The 16,581-nt window shown below is 67.8% G+C and carries 15 protein-coding genes; 9 read left to right on the top strand and 6 right to left on the bottom strand.

Annotated elements, in window-relative coordinates; all coding sequences use genetic code 11:
- Positions 1-18: 18 nt before the first annotated feature.
- Together sigK and ACFWPH_RS09655 are read right to left on the bottom strand one after the other, a co-directional pair.
- Positions 19-633: an ECF RNA polymerase sigma factor SigK gene (gene sigK / locus ACFWPH_RS09660; protein WP_378749232.1), complete on the bottom strand. Its 615-nt coding sequence runs from the start codon at positions 631-633 to the stop codon at positions 19-21.
- 145 nt (positions 634-778) lie between these two features.
- Positions 779-1,072, bottom strand: a complete 294-nt coding sequence (locus ACFWPH_RS09655; RefSeq protein ID WP_062973464.1) for a WhiB family transcriptional regulator — start codon at positions 1,070-1,072, stop codon at positions 779-781.
- 633 nt (positions 1,073-1,705) lie between these two features.
- Between ACFWPH_RS09655 and ACFWPH_RS09650 the strand changes: the two genes are divergently transcribed.
- From ACFWPH_RS09650 to ACFWPH_RS09640, 3 genes are all read left to right on the top strand, one after another.
- On the top strand, positions 1,706-2,770 hold the full coding sequence (locus ACFWPH_RS09650) for a hypothetical protein (protein ID WP_378749230.1): 1,065 nt from the start codon (positions 1,706-1,708) through the stop codon (positions 2,768-2,770).
- Positions 2,771-2,903: 133 nt separating this feature from the next.
- On the top strand, positions 2,904-3,482 hold the full coding sequence (locus ACFWPH_RS09645) for a sigma-70 family RNA polymerase sigma factor (protein ID WP_280413694.1): 579 nt from the start codon (positions 2,904-2,906) through the stop codon (positions 3,480-3,482).
- The gene (locus ACFWPH_RS09640) at positions 3,475-4,626 is read left to right on the top strand and encodes an anti-sigma-D factor RsdA (RefSeq protein ID WP_378749228.1); all 1,152 of its coding nucleotides are present in this window, start codon (positions 3,475-3,477) and stop codon (positions 4,624-4,626) included. Before ACFWPH_RS09645 ends, ACFWPH_RS09640 begins: the two co-directional genes overlap by 8 nt.
- 207 nt (positions 4,627-4,833) lie before the next feature.
- On the opposite strand, the gene ACFWPH_RS09635 is transcribed toward ACFWPH_RS09640, so the two are convergent.
- Positions 4,834-5,247: a DUF5319 domain-containing protein gene (locus ACFWPH_RS09635; protein ID WP_030522220.1), complete on the bottom strand. Its 414-nt coding sequence runs from the start codon at positions 5,245-5,247 to the stop codon at positions 4,834-4,836.
- 269 nt (positions 5,248-5,516) lie between these two features.
- Here ACFWPH_RS09635 and guaB point away from each other — a divergent pair, with 269 nt between their 5' ends.
- From guaB to guaA, 3 genes are all read left to right on the top strand, one after another.
- The gene (gene guaB / locus ACFWPH_RS09630; protein WP_378749225.1) at positions 5,517-7,058 is read left to right on the top strand and encodes an IMP dehydrogenase; all 1,542 of its coding nucleotides are present in this window, start codon (positions 5,517-5,519) and stop codon (positions 7,056-7,058) included.
- A gap of 367 nt (positions 7,059-7,425) precedes the next feature.
- Positions 7,426-8,601: a GuaB3 family IMP dehydrogenase-related protein gene (locus ACFWPH_RS09625; protein ID WP_280416979.1), complete on the top strand. Its 1,176-nt coding sequence runs from the start codon at positions 7,426-7,428 to the stop codon at positions 8,599-8,601.
- A gap of 48 nt (positions 8,602-8,649) precedes the next feature.
- The gene (gene guaA, locus ACFWPH_RS09620; protein ID WP_378749223.1) at positions 8,650-10,227 is read left to right on the top strand and encodes a glutamine-hydrolyzing GMP synthase; all 1,578 of its coding nucleotides are present in this window, start codon (positions 8,650-8,652) and stop codon (positions 10,225-10,227) included.
- A 92-nt stretch (positions 10,228-10,319) separates the two neighbouring features.
- Here guaA and ACFWPH_RS09615 read toward each other — a convergent pair whose 3' ends face one another.
- Both ACFWPH_RS09615 and ACFWPH_RS09610 read right to left on the bottom strand, forming a co-directional pair.
- Complete coding sequence (locus tag ACFWPH_RS09615) at positions 10,320-10,571, bottom strand: hypothetical protein (RefSeq protein ID WP_378749221.1); 252 nt, start codon at positions 10,569-10,571, stop codon at positions 10,320-10,322.
- Positions 10,564-12,123 carry a PspC domain-containing protein gene (locus ACFWPH_RS09610; protein WP_378749219.1) on the bottom strand — a complete coding sequence of 520 codons (1,560 nt, stop codon included), beginning with the start codon at positions 12,121-12,123 and terminating at the stop codon, positions 10,564-10,566. The genes ACFWPH_RS09615 and ACFWPH_RS09610 overlap by 8 nt, the downstream gene beginning before the upstream one ends.
- Before the next feature lie 418 nt (positions 12,124-12,541).
- On the opposite strand from ACFWPH_RS09610, the gene ACFWPH_RS09605 reads away from it, so the two are divergent.
- From ACFWPH_RS09605 to ACFWPH_RS09595, 3 genes are all read left to right on the top strand, one after another.
- Entirely contained in the window at positions 12,542-13,975 is a 1,434-nt protein-coding gene (locus ACFWPH_RS09605; RefSeq protein WP_378749217.1) for a PspC domain-containing protein, read from the top strand.
- Positions 13,972-14,379 carry a YybH family protein gene (locus ACFWPH_RS09600; protein ID WP_378749215.1) on the top strand — a complete coding sequence of 136 codons (408 nt, stop codon included), beginning with the start codon at positions 13,972-13,974 and terminating at the stop codon, positions 14,377-14,379. The genes ACFWPH_RS09605 and ACFWPH_RS09600 overlap by 4 nt, the downstream gene beginning before the upstream one ends.
- Positions 14,380-14,478: 99 nt before the next feature.
- Positions 14,479-15,135: a response regulator transcription factor gene (locus ACFWPH_RS09595; RefSeq protein WP_280413851.1), complete on the top strand. Its 657-nt coding sequence runs from the start codon at positions 14,479-14,481 to the stop codon at positions 15,133-15,135.
- A gap of 131 nt (positions 15,136-15,266) precedes the next feature.
- Here ACFWPH_RS09595 and ACFWPH_RS09590 read toward each other — a convergent pair whose 3' ends face one another.
- Positions 15,267-16,418 (bottom strand): class I SAM-dependent methyltransferase, encoded by a 1,152-nt coding sequence (locus tag ACFWPH_RS09590; protein ID WP_378749212.1) that lies wholly within the window; start codon positions 16,416-16,418, stop codon positions 15,267-15,269.
- Positions 16,419-16,581 lie beyond the last annotated feature (163 nt).

Here is a 16,581-nt window from a genome sequence, read left to right as displayed (position 1 = left end):
ACACAGAGAACGGGCCGTTCACACTCTGCGCGGAATGTGAACGGCCCGTTCTCGTATCGGCCGCCGCTCGCCGTTGGGCGGGGCGGCCGCCATACTCTTCTTCAATCTGAGCAGCCCGTCTCTGATCCGGGATTTGACGGTCGGCAGGCCGATATCGAGCTGCCGGGCGACCTCCGCGTACGTCCGGCCGTCGTAATAGGCCAGCGAAATCGCCTCGCGCTGGTTCTCGGTGAGGCTACGCAGGCCGAGCACCACGGCCTGATGGTCGAGTTTGCGCTCGACCTCCTCGATGACCTCGTCGTAGTCGTGCCCGAGTACCCGGGCGCCGTAGGCGATCTCCCGCTGCGTATGCGCCTGTTCGGCACGTACACGGTCGACCGCACGGCGATGGGCCAGTGTCATCAGCCAGGTCACCGCCGAACCGCGGGCCGGGTCGAAACTCGCCGCGGTACGCCAGGTCTGCAGGTAGACCTCCTGTGTGGTCTCCTCGGCGAACCCCGAATCCTGTAGGACACGCAACACCAGACCGAAGACCCGCGTGCGGGTCCGATCGTAGAGTTCGGCGAAAGCTTCGGCGTCCGAATGGCCACAGCGCTGCAGCAGCGCTGAGAGCTCGATACTCTCGTGTGTCATCGGTCATAACAATAACCCCACGCTATGACCGAGACCGTATGTGGCCCCGCGGAAGAGGCGGTGTCGCGCCGGTTGCGCAGAGCGCTGCCGGTTGCCGTGCCGCGGCAAAACTGCCCCTGCCACGGTCGATGCGCCCGAAGCCGGGTTATACCGCCATCCGGCGCCGGTTGCGGCGCGCGTGCATTTCGCGTTCGGTTTCCGACATCCCGCCCCAGATTCCGTAGGGCTCACTGACCTTCAGCGCATGTGACCGGCACTGCATGAGGACCGGGCAGGTCCGGCAGATTTCCTTGGCGCGCAGCTCGCGAGCCGCCCGGGCCCGGCCGCGCTCCCCGTCGGGATGGAAGAACACCGCCGAGTCCACACCCCGGCAGGAACCGCGCATCTGCCAGTCCCAGACATCGGCGTTCGGTCCGGGAAGGTGGGTGGGCATGGGCATGGGTTGAACTCCTCGTAGACGTGAGCTCGTCGGCATTGTCGAGCGAGTGATGGGTCAACTTCTCGGGTGGTGCCCGGCGCCCGTGTGAACGCGCGGACCGTAGGCATTCCGGGCGATTTTTCGCCCGGCGCCGTTCGTGGCGATGAGCTACGTTAGGGGTAACGGGGAAATTCCGTCAACAGTTCGGCGCGCTGATTTGTCGAATATTTTGCGGCTTGAATTTAACCCACCTGGCTGTTTACTTCCGCTAATCTTCCGGCGATACTGTGTGGTTACCCCGATACCTGCTCGTCGATCCGTCGGCCCTGGTCGACGTTTTCGCAGGTAGCGATCTACGAGTGGGGTGAGGGGAACGGTCCGGACCGAAATGTGTACACGACCCGGGCATGGATCGGGGCCGGAATCGCTGATCTCGGTACGATTACAGATGGCGGCCGGGCGGCTTCCAGGTTAATTAAGCGAAACGTTGTGGAATTCGATGCGTATCCGCTCATGGATTGATGGGCGGAGTTTAACCTGACCGAAACACCGGCGATTCGATTAATGCTGAAAGATTGCTGAACCACTTGCTCCTGGTTCCGCCCGGCCGATTCGCCGGCCGCTGATCCGGCCGGGCCTCGGTACAGTGCACCGGTGTCCGCCCCGCTTCTCCCCGTCGAAACCCGTGCTCCCCGGCTCGCCGACTTCGCTTTCGGCCCGCGCCGGCATCGGTCCGCTGCCGAGTTGCCGGAGCCGGGCAGCAGCGTCGAAATATGGTGGCGAGCCGTGGCGTTGGGTGGTACGGGCCACTATGCGGCCGCCCGTACCGCATTGCGCCGGCTGCGGGCGAGCACGAACGATCCGGTGCTGCTTTCGCTGGCCGCATCCACCGAGGGGTCGTTACGGCGTCAACTCGGCTGGCATGCGCGCGCCGCGCACGACGACGGTCACGCCGCCGCATTGGTGCTGTCGCGACTGCCAGGGGTCTCGGCTTCTGGGTATCGGCATCCGGAGTCCATCGATCCGCACGCTCCGGTTCACCATCCCCTGTCGGGCCGGCTCGACGCCGCGGCCGTTGCGGTCGGTGAGCGTGCTGTGGATGGCGCGGTCGGCGCGGGCGCGGTGGGTTACTACCGCGTGCCCGACCTGGTCGATGCCGCTGCCGACGCCCTGATCGGCCTCGCCGCCGATGCGCTGGGTACCGGTCGGCTCGCGCTGGCCGCCGGGTTGCTGGACCGCTGTGGCGCGTTGCTGGACGCCGAGCGTCGGGCGGGCTCGAGTGGCTTCGCCACCACGCAGGGGCAGGCCGGTTGGGCGGTGGTCGATCGTTCCCGTGCGTTCGTGCGGCTGCACTGGGTACGTGCCGAAACCGCGCTGGCGGGCGGCCGGGCGGATGAGGCCCTGGCCGCAGCGGAGATCGCGCTGGCCCGGGCCGAGCGCGGCCCCTCGATTCGCCACCGGGTGAAATCGCGGCTGCTGGTCGCCGCGGCAGCCGGGGTGACCGGCGATACCGGGCGGGCCGGCGAACTCGCCGCCCTGGTCGAGGAACAGTGCCGGGAATCGGATCTGGTGCCGCTGCGCTGGGCCTGCGCCATGTTGCGAACCGGTCTCCCGGCGCCCGGCACGGACCCGGCCGCCGAACATGCCTCCGCGACGGCCGGTGCAGAGGCGTGTCGTGCGCTCATCTCCAGGCGTGGCGGGCGATTTCGCGATATCTGACGGTGACCCGGATTCCACCGTCTCGACCCGTCCGGGTGGCCGTGTCCTATTGTTGATCCCGTTCCGCCGCACTGGCGGAAGCACAGGTCGTCACCGGCCGTGCCACTTTGTAACGCCAGGAAATCCGCTGACGATGACGCACACGGGCGAAGAGTTGGATCGCGCCGTCGCCGCTGCTGCGCAGGGCGACAGGTCCGCTCTAGCTCAGGTACTGGAGATGGTCCGTCCGCTGGTGATGCGATATTGCCGCGCACGGATCGGTGCCGCGGAGCGTGGACAACTCTCCGCGGACGACGTCGCGCAGGAGGTCTGTCTAGCGGTCATGACCGCCCTACCCAGGTATCAGGACCAGGGTCGGCCGTTCATGGCTTTCGTATACGGAATCGCTTCGCACAAGGTCGCCGACGCCCATCGCAACGCCTCCCGTAACAAGGCGGAGGCGATGGCCGAAGTACCAGATGTCATATCCACCGACCACGGACCGGAGCAGCGAGCTCTCGAATCGGAAACGAGCCGGCAGATGAACACTCTGCTGGCCACGTTGCCGGAGAAACATCGGGAGATCCTGATCCTGCGACTGGTGATGGGTTTGTCAGCGGAGGAAACCGCGACCGCCGTGGGCAGTACGGCGGGAGCGATACGGGTCGCCCAGCACAGGGCGCTCGCAAAACTGAAGGTACAAGTGGCGAGGGCAGGTGAAATATATGGCTAGGGATGGCGGGCGCGGTCGGGGCGACAAGCGGGCGCGGCGCGTATCGCGGAACACCGATCCCTACGCCGAGGGCTCCGGTGCCGGGTCCGAACCGGTCGATATCAGCGCGGTCCGTCGTGATGACGAACTGATCGACGCTATCGCGCGGGGCGGGCCCATACCCACCGAGAGCACCGAGGAACTCCAGCTGGCGACATTGCTGGCGGATTGGCGGGCCGAGATCGTGGCTCCGCCGCTACCGGACGCACCAGATCTCGATACCGTCGTCGCGGCGGTCAATCAGGAGATCGGTGCCCGGCAGGCGCGGATCAGTGCGCAATCCGGCGGGCGGCTGCGGCTGCTCCGCCCGATAGCCACCACGGCGGCCGCGCTGGCTCTGGTGTTCGGTGGGTTGTCGGTGTTCTCGTATCAGGCCGAACCCGGTGATGCGCTGTGGCGCGTCAAAGAGGTGGTGTTCAGCGAACAGGCTCAGAGCACCGTCGTGCAATACGCCGACGACAATCTGGCTGCCGCGCAGGAGCTGCTCGACGAAGGTAAGCCGGAACAGGCCAAGGCCCGGCTGGAACAGGCCTCGGCCAATGCCACCCAGGTGGACGATCCGGCGAAGCGTAACGAGCTGGCCGCTCGCTGGCGTGACCTGGTCGGGCAGGTCGGCAAGGTCGCACCGGATATCGCGGCCCAGCTCGAGGAGAAGGCTCCCGCCCCGGTTCCGGGGGTACCGGTGCAGCCGGCCACGCCCGGGGATACTTCCGGGCGCCCCGGTCCTACGGTGACCACCACGAACCGACCGGGTCAGCAGCTTCCGATGGAGGCTCCGGGTCCCGGCGGCGATCGGCCGACCGCGCCGGATGTCACCGCCCCGGTCCTGCCGTCACCGGACCGGCCGTCGCCCGGTACGGATAATCCGGATACTTCGGCGCCGGATACCCAGGCGCCGGATATCGCACCGGACGACACCACCCCGGACACCCCTGACCCGACCACCTCGGACGGGCCGGGGGTCGACTCGGTGGAGCCGACCTCTCAGGTGCCGCCGTCCACGATCAGCTCTCCCGGTCCGGCCGAACCGTCGGTACCGCAGGTGCCGGAGACCGGGGCGCCGTCCGTTCCGACGACCATCGTCCCCGGCGGGCCCACCAACTGAACGCGGCACAGTAATCCTGAGCCCGCGCGTTCGCGAATATCTGTCGCTGTGTGGCCGTCCACCCCGGGTGGGCGGCCACACAGCGCCGTACGGGTGAGGTGAGTGGTGCGTTACGAACTGGTGCGGATATGCCAAAACGATCGGCCGTCGTATGGCGGTCGATCATGCCGGATCAGTCCGGCGGCTCCGACTCGGTTGTCGAAGGACTCAGCTGTCGAAAGCGTCGAACCCGTCGCCGTGGAACGCCTCGTTCATCGAGGCATCGGCGTAGCCGCGACAGTAATCCCAGGTGACGTAGGCTTCCGGAGTCGGATCATAGGCGGGCTCATGCGGCCGGACCGTGCCGTCGACCAGGAGCTGTAACAAATTGGCGCGCAGCATATCCCAGTCGTGATAGTGATCCTGCCGACAATCCTCGCAGCTCACCACCAACCCGCGGATACCGCGGTGGGCCAGTAGCGCCTCGTAGACTGCGAGATCGGCGAGATCCTCTTCGACCGCAAGGCGCTCATGAGGATCCAGCGGTTCCCCCGGCTCGATGGCATCGAGCGCGGCGGACGGGTCGGCGGGGTCTCCGGCGAACGGATCCGGCGGCAAGCCAGGTGGTAGATGGTCACGCACATCCCCACGGTACGCAGAACAGGGCGGTCTGCGCCAGCCGTCCGCGCCGCCAGTTTCGCCGCCGCCGCTCGATCGATCGCAGCGGGCCTCAGTTGATCCGTGGTCCAACCGGACCGATACCATGGTGTCAAGCGCTGACGAGCAGTAGTTCACCCGGCACCGCCGCCGGAATAAACGATCCGGCGCCGCACGTTTGTTCCCAGTTACAGTTTGCTATCGGGCCGCTATATCTCGATAGCTCAGCCGACGTCCAGGAGGGCTCGATCCGAATGAGTAATCCCGTACCGGGCGAGCGCACGATTGTCCGCCCTCCTACGGGTGGTGACGATCCGAACAAGATCGCCATGCTCGGCCTCACCTTCGACGATGTGCTGCTGCTGCCCGCCGCATCGGATCTCATCCCCAGCTCGGTCGAAACATCCAGTCAGCTGACCAGAGAGGTCCGGTTGCGGACGCCGCTGGTGAGTTCCGCGATGGATACCGTCACCGAAGCCCGGATGGCGATCGCCATGGCCCGCGCGGGCGGCATGGGGGTTTTGCACCGCAATCTGTCGGTGGCCGATCAGGCGAGCCAGGTGGAGACGGTCAAACGGTCCGAGGCCGGGATGGTCACCGATCCGGTGACCTGCCGCCCCACCGATACCCTCGCCGAGGTCGACGCCATGTGCGCCCGGTTCCGGATCTCCGGCCTGCCGGTGGTCGACGAAACCGGCGCGCTGGTCGGCATCATCACCAATCGCGATATGCGGTTCGAGGTCGATCAGAACCGCCGCGTGGCCGATGTGATGACCCCGGCGCCGCTGATCACCGCCCAGGAGGGCGTCACCGCGGAGGCCGCCCTCGGGCTGCTGCGCCGCCACAAGGTGGAAAAGCTCCCCATCGTCGACGGTGAGGGCCGGCTGCGCGGCCTGATCACCGTCAAAGACTTCGTGAAAACCGATCAGTACCCCGACGCCACCAAGGACCGGGACGGCCGGCTACTGGTCGGGGCCGCGGTGGGCGTCGGCGACGATGCCTGGTCGCGGGCCATGACCCTGGCCGACGCCGGTGCCGATGTTCTCATCGTCGATACCGCGCATGGGCATCAGCGCCAAGTTCTCAGCATGGTCAGCAAGGTCAAGGCCGAGGTGGGGGATCGTATCCAGGTCATCGGCGGCAATATCGCCACCCGAGCCGGTGCCGCGGCGCTGGTCGAGGCCGGTGCCGATGCGGTGAAGGTGGGCGTCGGGCCGGGCTCCATCTGCACCACCCGGGTGGTCGCCGGTGTCGGTGCCCCGCAGATCACTGCGATCCTGGAATCCGTCGCGGTCTGCGCGCCCGCGGGAGTGCCCGTGATCGCCGACGGCGGAATCCAGTTCTCCGGCGATATCGCGAAGGCCATCGCCGCCGGCGCATCCACCGTGATGCTGGGCTCGGTGCTGGCCGGTACCGCGGAATCGCCCGGTGAGCTGATCCTGGTGGGCGGTAAACAGTTCAAGAGTTACCGCGGCATGGGATCGCTGGGCGCCATGCAGGGTCGTGGCCAGGTGAAATCCTTCTCCAAGGACCGCTACTTCCAGGACGATGTGCTGGCCGAGGACAAACTCGTCCCCGAAGGTATCGAGGGCCGGGTGCCGTTCCGGGGCCCGGTGAACCAGGTGATCCACCAGCTCGTCGGCGGCCTCCGCGCGGCCATGGGCTACACCGGCGCACAGAACATCACCGGTCTGCAGGAAGCCCAGTTCGTCCAGATCACCGCGGCGGGCCTCAAGGAGAGCCATCCGCACGACATCACGATGACAGTGGAGGCCCCGAACTACACCGGGCGGTAACTTTGGCGCGCCTCCGGCGCGCGGGCTTTCGGCCCCTGCTGGCCGAAACCTTTCAGGGCCTCGCTGAACTCGGCACTACGGCTGGGCGGGTTCAGCAGTGATCCCAGGTTTGGTGCTCAGACCACCAACCGTCCGAGCCGCGGCTGACCGGGGGTGTGTAAGGTTTAGTCGCAATATGCGAGTTCACCAGGTGAAACGCACAGACTTCGGTGCCGAGTCTTACGAGGCCCTTGGAGGTTTCGGCCCGCGTTGCCTTTCAGTCCTCGAAGCGAGGCGGCGGAGCCGCGAGTCTCGAGGGCTGAAAGGCAACGCCAAGGGGGCCGAAACCCCGCGCGCGCCAGCGCGCCGAAAAATACAGGAGCTATTTGTGCGCGATATGGTCGAGATCGGGATGGGTAGGACGGCTCGCCGGACCTACGAGCTGGACGATGTCGATATCGTTCCCTCGCGCCGGACCCGTTCGGCGAGCCAGGTGTCGCTGGCGTGGCAACTGGACGCCTACCGGTTCGATATCCCTTTCCTCACCCATCCGACCGATGCGCTGGTCTCCCCGGAATTCGCCATCGAGATCGGGCGCCGGGGTGGGCTGGGCGTGATCAACGGTGAGGGGTTGTGGGCCCGCCACGCGGATGTCTCCGCCAAGATCGACCAACTGCTCGAGCTCGCCGACAAGGGCAGCTATCAGCGGGCGATCGCCTTCCTGCAGGAACTACACGCCGCGCCCATGCAGCCCGATCTGCTGGCCGCGGCGGTCGGCCAGGTGCGGGCCGGTGGGGTCACCGTCGCGGTGCGGGTGAGCCCCCAGAATGCGCGGGCGCTCACCCCTGGCCTGCTGCAGGCCGGGATCGATCTACTGGTGGTGCAGGGCACCATCATTTCGGCCGAGCATGTGGGCGACGGCGAACCGCTGAACCTCAAGACTTTCATCGCCGAACTGGACGTGCCGGTCGTCGCCGGCGGCGTCAGCGATCACCGCACCGCACTGCACCTGATGCGGACCGGTGCCGCCGGAGTGATCGTGGGTTACGGTTCGCAGCCGGGGGCGACCACCACCGGCGAAGTTCTCGGTATCGGCATTCCGATGGCGACCGCGATCGCCGACGCCGCCGCGGCCCGCCGCGACTACCTCGACGAAACGGGCGGCCGCTACGTACATGTGATCGCCGACGGCGATATCAACAGCTCGGGGCAGCTCGCCAAGGCCATCGCCTGTGGCGCGGATGCGGCCATGCTGGGTGCGCCGCTCGCGATCGCCGCCGAAGCGCCCGGCCGCGGCTGGTACTGGCCCTCGGCCGCCGCCCACCCCTCCGTGCCGCGGGGTTCGCTGCTTTCGCTGGACGAGCCGTGGGATCTCGCCGAAGAATTGCTCGGGCAGGCACCTCCGGCCCCGGTGCGGCCCAGCCTGGAACAGCTGCTGACGGGCCCCTCCGACGATCCGTTCGGATCCCTGAACCTCGTCGGCGGCCTGCGCCGCTCGATGGCCAAGGCCGGATACTCCGACCTCAAGGAATTCCAGAAGGTCGGCCTCAGCGTTCGCGCCTGAGCCCGAGGGTATGGGCCTGCGAGTCGCTGATCGGCGCTCATTAGACTCATGCGGGTGACACATTCGCAGAGGCCCGTTCTTGTCGTCGACTTCGGTGCGCAGTACGCGCAGTTGATTGCCCGCCGGGTTCGGGAGGCGAGTGTCTACTCGGAGGTGGTCTCGCATACGGCCACTGTGGCGGAGATCGCCGAGAAGCAACCGCTGGCGGTGATCCTGTCCGGTGGTCCGGCCAGTGTGTACACCGAAGGCGCGCCCGCCCTCGATCCGCGGCTGTTCGACCTGGATATCCCGGTTTTCGGTATCTGCTACGGCTTCCAGGCGATGGCGCAGGCGCTGGGCGGCACCGTGACCAATACCGGTACCCGCGAATACGGCCGCACCGAACTCGATATCGACGGTGGGCTGCTGCATGAGGGGCTGCCGGAGTTGCAGCCGGTGTGGATGAGCCACGGGGACGCCGTCACCGACGCCCCGGAAGGTTTCGAGGTCACCGGGACGACGGTGGGTGCGCCGGTCGCGGCGTTCGAGAACCGGGCCCGCCGGCTGGCCGGTGTGCAGTACCACCCCGAGGTGCTGCATTCGCCGCACGGTCAGCAGGTGCTGAGCCGGTTCCTGCACGAAATGGCGGGGCTCGAGCCGGACTGGACGCCGGCCAATATCGCCGATGCGATGATCGAGCGGGTGCGCGAGCAGATCGGGGACGCGCACGCGATCTGCGCCCTGTCCGGCGGCGTGGACAGTGCAGTGGCGGGCGCACTGGTGCAGCGAGCCATCGGTGACAAGCTGACCTGTGTTTTCGTCGATCACGGGCTGCTGCGGGCCGGTGAGCGCGAACAGGTACAGCGGGATTTCGTGGCCGCCACCGGAGCCCGGTTGGTCACCGTGGATGCGGTCGAGAAGTTCCTCGGCGAACTGAAGGGTGTCACCGACCCCGAGGAGAAGCGCAAGATCATCGGACGGGAATTCATCCGGTCCTTCGAGGATGCCGTCGGCGAGGTCGTCGGCGAGCAGACCGCGGGACAGGATGTTCCCCCGGTCGAATACCTGGTGCAGGGCACGCTGTACCCGGACGTGGTGGAATCCGGCGGCGGTAGCGGAACCGCGAACATCAAATCGCATCACAACGTGGGCGGCCTGCCCGACGATCTGGAATTCGAACTGGTCGAACCGTTGCGGCTGCTGTTCAAAGACGAGGTCCGGGCGGTCGGCCGGGAGCTCGGATTGCCCGAGGAGATCGTGGCCCGGCAGCCCTTCCCGGGCCCCGGCCTGGCGATCCGGATCATCGGTGAGGTCACCGAGGACCGGTTGCGGACACTGCGGCAGGCCGATGCCATCGCCCGCGAGGAACTCACCGCGGCCGGTCTGGACGGGCAGATCTGGCAGTGCCCGGTCGTGCTGCTCGCGGATGTGCGCAGTGTCGGCGTCCAGGGTGACGGCCGTACCTACGGGCATCCGATCGTGCTGCGCCCGGTGTCCAGTGAGGACGCGATGACCGCGGACTGGACCCGGTTGCCCTACGAGGTGCTGGAACGGATATCGACCCGGATCACCAACGAGGTGGGCGAGGTCAACCGCGTGGTTCTGGATGTGACGAGCAAACCGCCGGGCACCATCGAGTGGGAGTGAGCCGACAGCAGAACGCCCGGACCCTCGGATGAGGGGCCGGGCGTTCTGCTCGGTACGGCGCCGTTCGACGAGAACCGGCGTCGGCGCTCGGGCTACCGGCGCTTTCTCGGCGAGATGACCAGTACCACGCCCATCACGATCGCGGCCGCGACGACGATCCAGCCGACCGGGATCATGGAGGTGATATTCCACCGGTCCGGCGCGGCCAGGGCCCAAATGCTCACCAGCAGCGCGAGTAGACCGGTGACGAACAGTCCGGGGGAGAAGCCCCCGCGGTGAGCACGCTCCGCCGATCCACCGTCATTCGATGCTTCCACGTGCGGTTTCGTTTCCCGATCAGCCACGACGCACCTCCGCTTCACCCATCCGGACCTGCACGTTCAAATCCAGCACCGGCGCGTCCCCGCCGGGACCGGTGAGCCCGTCCGGGCATCTCGCCTCACCCATCCGGACAGTGCAATCGGTGCGCACATTCATGTTGTCGGGTACCAGGACCACCGCCTGACCCATCTGCACGGAAAGGTCGACTGTTCGATCACCGGTGAGTTCGATACCGCGCAGGTCCAGCGTGCCGGACCCCATCGTCACCGCGTATTCCGGCCGCACATCGGCGGCCGAGACGGGGGTCCAGGTGCGTTCACCCATGGTGGTGCTCTGGAAATCGACCGGCCCGACCGCGGCGGCGAGGATGACGAACGCCGCCAGCGGCGCGGTGACCAGCAACAGTCCGTGACCCCGGCGCCGGAAAGCACCGAGCATCAGTCCCAGCCCGATCACCGCGAGCGCGATCGCGGCGATCCGTCCCGCTGTCATCCATTCGGCTCCCGCCACCGCCGTCGCGCCGGCACCCGCCGCGGCGAGGATCGCCAGGCCGAGCACGACCGCGGTGAAACGCGACCGGGGACGCTTCTCGGTGAGCACCGCCACCGGCTGCGCCGGGGTGGGGTCGGGCAGGTCCCAGGCGAGCGGCGCGACCCCCAGCGGGTCCCAGGCGGGCGGAGTGCGGTCCGTGAGGCCGGTGGACTTGCTCATTCCGATGGTGGGGCGTGGAGGTACGGGCCGGTCCCGGCCGGTGTCCCGGGGCGCGTCCGGCTCAGGAGGGGTGGCCGCGACCGGGTTATCGGTAGCGGTGGAGTCGGGTGTGCCCGGGCCCGGATCGCCGGCCGGTACGGCCGCGGTGGCCGGTGGGGACGAAGGTTCGGAGGCGGGGGTCTTGGTGAGGCTCGGACCGGTGGTATCCGTCGTTTCGGAGGTAGCGGTACCGGAAGCGTTCTCGTCGCCCTGCACGGGGTTCGCGCCGGAGTTGTCCGGGACGTACTGGTCCGGCAACTTAGTATAGGGGGTATATATTCCGGTGTATTGGGAGGTATACGGGTCCGCGCTCCCCTGAGGGAACGTGGCTCCCGGGTACCCGGTCGTCCCCGGGCCCGCAAGCGAATCCGGAGCCGCCGCCCCCGCGGGCAGCGGCGGCGGCTGCGGGGCACGCAGGTACAGCATCCACCAACCGGCCAGCATGAGCGCCAGCGAGATCACCCCCGACCCGCCGAGCCCCACACCCACCGGGCCCATGGTGCTCACCGCGATCGCCAGCGCCACGATCAGCACGATCGTCTTGGTCTGGCTCTGCGAATCCTGCCGTTTACGGGTCAGCGATTCCGCCATCGACGCGCCTTCCCCGGCCTCGGGGAACATCAGCCACCCGAACAGGTAGAGCACGATTCCCGCCCCGCCGAAGAGGGCGGACACCACGAACGCCACCCGCACCAACACAGGGTCGATGCCGTAGCGGTGCCCGACCCCGGCCGCGACCCCGGCGATCGGCCCGCGCCAGGGTAGGCGGGCCGGCCGGGTCTGCCACATCTGCTGGAGCTGATCACCGAAGCTGGTTCTCGTCATGAAACCCATGCTCCGCTTCCTGCGTGCTTTCTCACATCGGGGTGAACCCTGAAGTTGCTCCCGAAAAACTCCTGACCACCACCCGACCGGCCCCGATGTTCGCCCCGGTCGGTTAGCCCCGCATCCGCCACCGAGGTCCTGCCATTCGAAACGCCCGCCCCCGTGGTTCGGGGCCCGTCTCGTTCTGGAGCGACGGAGCGGAGGAGCGAAGCGGAGGAGCGGAGGAGTGAAGAACGAGACCTAAGGGGCCCCGAACCCGCGCTGCCGGAGGCGGCGCCATGACACAGCGGAGGAGCGGAGGAGTGAAGAACGAGACCTATAGGGCCCCGAACCCGCGCCGCCGAAGGCGGCGCCATGAACACAGATCAGGGTGTTTCCCCATGGCCGGGTGGGTTGCGGACGTGCCAGTATCGAGGGTATGTGCCCGTTCGGACCTGCCTTCTACGCCCCGGGTGCCGACCGTCCCGTGGTCGCCCCGGGTATCGCGGGCGGGCGGTTGGTGCGCCGGTCCGGTGGCCGGATCGTGGGCGGGGTTGCCGGTGGTGTCGCCGACCATCTCGGCGTCGACGTGCTCAAGGTGCGGATGGCGTTCGTCCTGCTGTCGGCGCTGGCCGGGGCCGGGATAATCGCCTACGGCCTGTTGTGGATCTTCACGCCCGGCGGTGGCGACGACGCCCGGCCCTCCGGCACGGAACGCCGCCAGGCGATCGGGCTGGCGCTGCTCGGCCTGGGGCTGTCGGTGGCGGTGTCGTGGGCGTTCAGCGGCACGGTGGCCCGGGTGATCGCACCGCTGCTGGTGATCGCGGTGGGCGCGGCGCTGGTGTGGCGGGAATACGATGCCGACGGCCCGCGGTCGCTGGTCGGGATACCGGCGAAACCGTCGGTGGTCACCTGGTCGCGGATCATCGCCGGAGTGACCCTGGTGGTCGTGGGGCTGGCGGTGGTGGTGCTGTCGCAGGTCGACTGGGGGTCGCTGGGGTCGGCGCTGCTGGCGGTGGCGGCGACCTTGATCGGGGTCGGACTGTTGACCGTCCCACTCGGCCTGCGGATGATGCATTCGCTCAACGCCGAACGCGCGGCCCGCATCCGCAACGAGGAGCGCGAGGAAATCGCTTCCCATCTGCATGATTCGGTGTTGCAGACGCTGGCATTGATCCAGCGGCAGGCCGGCGATCAGCAGGAGGTGCTGCGCCTGGCCCGCAGTCAGGAACGCGAACTGCGGCGCTGGCTGTTCGCCGACACCGGCCCCGCCGAGTCCAGTCTCGCCGTCGCCCTGCGCACCATCGCCGGTGAGGTCGAGGATCAGCACGGTGTGAAGGTCACCCCGGTGACCGTCGGGGATGTGGCGATGGACGGCGAGGACAGCGGGTCCGGCCTGCCGAAGGAACATTTCACCGCCGTCCTGGGCGCCACCCGGGAAGCGCTGGTGAATGCCGCCAAACACGCCGGTGTTGCCGATATCGACCTGTTCGCCGAGACCGAGCCACATCAGGTCAGCGTGTTCGTCCGCGACCGCGGTACCGGTTTCGATCCCGATTCGATCCCCGAGGACAGGCACGGGCTCGCGCGTTCCATTCGCGCCCGCGTCGAGCGGCGGGGCGGGACAGTGGAGATCGTTTCGGAGCCGGGGCGCGGCACCGAGGTGCGGATCTTCCTGCCCCGCACCGATTCCGGTACCGGCGACGAAGACGCCGGTACCGACCGGCCCCGGACTCCGGAGACTGCTCCTACTGAGGGCACGTCCGAGCCTCCGCGGCCCGAGCACCCCACGGCCGTGCACAGGTCCGGGCCCTCTCAGGTCACCGTCGAGCAGGACCGTAGCGCGGGTATACGCCGCGAGGAGGTGCGTTGACCGCCGGTATCGCCGCTCTGGTGGAGGCATACCGGAGTGGATGGGCACACCGCGATGCAGCAACGATCGGCTCGATCTGGGATCCCGAGTACGAAGTCGTGTACTGCCCTTCCGAACTGGACCGGCCGATCCTGGGCGCGGCCTCGATCGGCCGGTACTACGAACGGGTGTTCCACGATATCGGTGCGGTGCACGTCATGACCGTCGGCGATATGCGGATCGACATCATCGGCGATATGGCGTACGCGTTCTTCTCCTTTCATCTCGAGGGGGAAACCGCTGTGGCGCCCGAGTCGTTCGTCGTCGACGGCCGCAACACGCTGATCGCGCATCGAACCGATGACGGGTGGAAAGGGATCCACTACCACGAATCACTGCGGGGTCCGCTTGCCGAACAACCGTGAGGTGGAACGAAACCGGGTGCGGCGCCGTACGTTACGGGCCGACTGCAGGCCCGGCCCGCCGTGCATGGGTAGTCTCCGAGGGAGGCCCGAGACGGCGCCATGAATGAAGAGAGGCTGGTTGTGCGGGTTTTTCTCGTCGACGATCATGCGGTGTTCCGGTCCGGAGTGCGGGCCGAGTTGAGCCGGGAAACCGATATGGAGGTGGTCGGGGAGGCCGGGGGTGTGGCCGAGGCGGTGACGGGAATCAATGCCGCCAAACCCGATGTGGTGCTGCTCGATGTGCATATGCCTGCCGGGGGCGGGGTGGCGGTGCTGAACGGGATCGACAGCGGGCCGGTATGCCTGGCGTTGAGTGTTTCCGACGCCGCCGAGGATGTGATAGCGGTGATCCGGGCCGGCGCCCGCGGTTATGTGACCAAGACGATTTCCGGCGCCGAACTGGCCGACGGAATCCGCCGGGTAGCCGGCGGGGATGCCGTTTTCAGTCCGCGGCTGGCCGGTTTCGTCCTGGATTCGTTCACCGGGAAATCCCCGGTACCCGAGCCACCCCTGGACCCCGAACTCGATTCGCTGACACCCCGTGAACTGGAGGTGCTGCGCCTGCTGGCCCGTGGTTACACCTATCGGGAGATTGCCGAAAAACTGTTCATCTCGGTGAAAACCGTGGAAACCCACGCCTCGAACGTGCTCCGGAAAACCCAGCAGTCCAACCGCAACGCCCTCACCCGCTGGGCCCACCGCCGCCGAATCGACTGAGATTTTGGAGGCGCTCCGCGTCTCGAGGGCGGGGCCCTTATGGGCCCGGTTCTTCACTCCCGCCGGTCGGTCGCTGCGCTCCCTCCCTCTGGTCGCTCCAGAACCGGGCGGGCCCCGCCCATGCAACGCGATCAAACAGGGACGGCCCCATGTAACCCCCGCACCGAACGCGTGACCGTGAACTTCCGGTTGCGCCCCACCACCTCGGTGCGCCCGACCATGCGTTCGACCACCGTGCGGTGGTTGAGGTGATTGTTGTACACCGTCCACAGCTCGCCACCCGGCCGCAGGACCTTGCCGGTCCGGGCGAACATCTTGATCGCCGACCCGGTGTGCACGGCGGCGCCCACATGGAAGGGGGGATTGCACACCACGAGGTCGGCGCTGTTGTCGGCGGCGGCCGACATGGCGTCGTCCCGCACCACGGTGACCTGCCCGGTGACCGCGTTGGCCGCGGCGGTCGCGGTCGCGGAGGCCACCGCCGCGGCAGATTGGTCGGTGCCCACCACCGCGATTCCCGGGCGGGACCGGGCGAGCGCGACGGCCAGTATCCCGGTTCCGCAACCGAGGTCGATGGCGTCGCGGGCATCGGGTTTCATGGCGCGCAGATGTTCCAGCAGGAACCGGGTGCCGATATCCAGGCGGGGCCCGGAGAAGGCGGCCCCGTGCGCGACCACATCGATGTCGAATTCGCCGATGTGTTCACGCAGCGGAAACCGTGGATCGCCCATCGGTTTCGGCCCGCGCACCAGCAGGGTGCGCGATTTCTGGCGGCCGCGGCTGGCGCGTACTTCGGTGAAGGATTCCCCCAGTACGTCGTTCATCGCCTTGGTGAGGTACTTGTCCCGGCCGCCGGCGAACACCTGGACCTCGGGGTGGGCGTAACGGGCGATGGCGTCGGCGATTTCGGCGAGCCCGGCCAGTACCCGCGGTAGTCGCAGCAGGACGACGGTGGCGTCGCGCAGCAGGTTTTCGTCGAGGGCGTGCGCGGTGTAGCGGTCGCCGAGCCCGTGCGCGCGGGCATTGGCGGCGAGCGCGAGTTCACCGGTCAGCAGGTCCTGGTGGACCCGGATCCCGTGCAGGTCGTGGGTGGCGGCGGCGCCGAGGGTGAGGGCGCCGTAGTTGTCGCCGATCACCACCACTTTGCCGGTCTCGGCGGTGGTGAGTGTCTCCGCGGCCACGTCGAGAATGAGGCGGTCCGCGGCATCGACGGCGTACAGGTTGGCGGCCTCCACATCCGGATAGCGGCGCAACCGTCCCAATAGGTCCTCCACGTCTCGCACGTGACAAGTGTGCTAGATCGTTGCCGTGCGCTGGCGCGCGCCCCGGTGGAAGCGCTTCGCACGGCATGATCGCGGGGCCGTGCGCGGCCGGCGGCCGGTGCTCGGGCCACACCGTGAGAGCAGGCGTTACCGCAGGACAGTGGCCGCTGCGGTTAGCATCGGC

The sequence above is a fragment of the Nocardia sp. NPDC058499 genome, from assembly GCF_042719915.1.
Classification (GTDB): domain Bacteria; phylum Actinomycetota; class Actinomycetes; order Mycobacteriales; family Mycobacteriaceae; genus Nocardia.
This window is presented reverse-complemented; position numbering and strand designations above follow the sequence as displayed.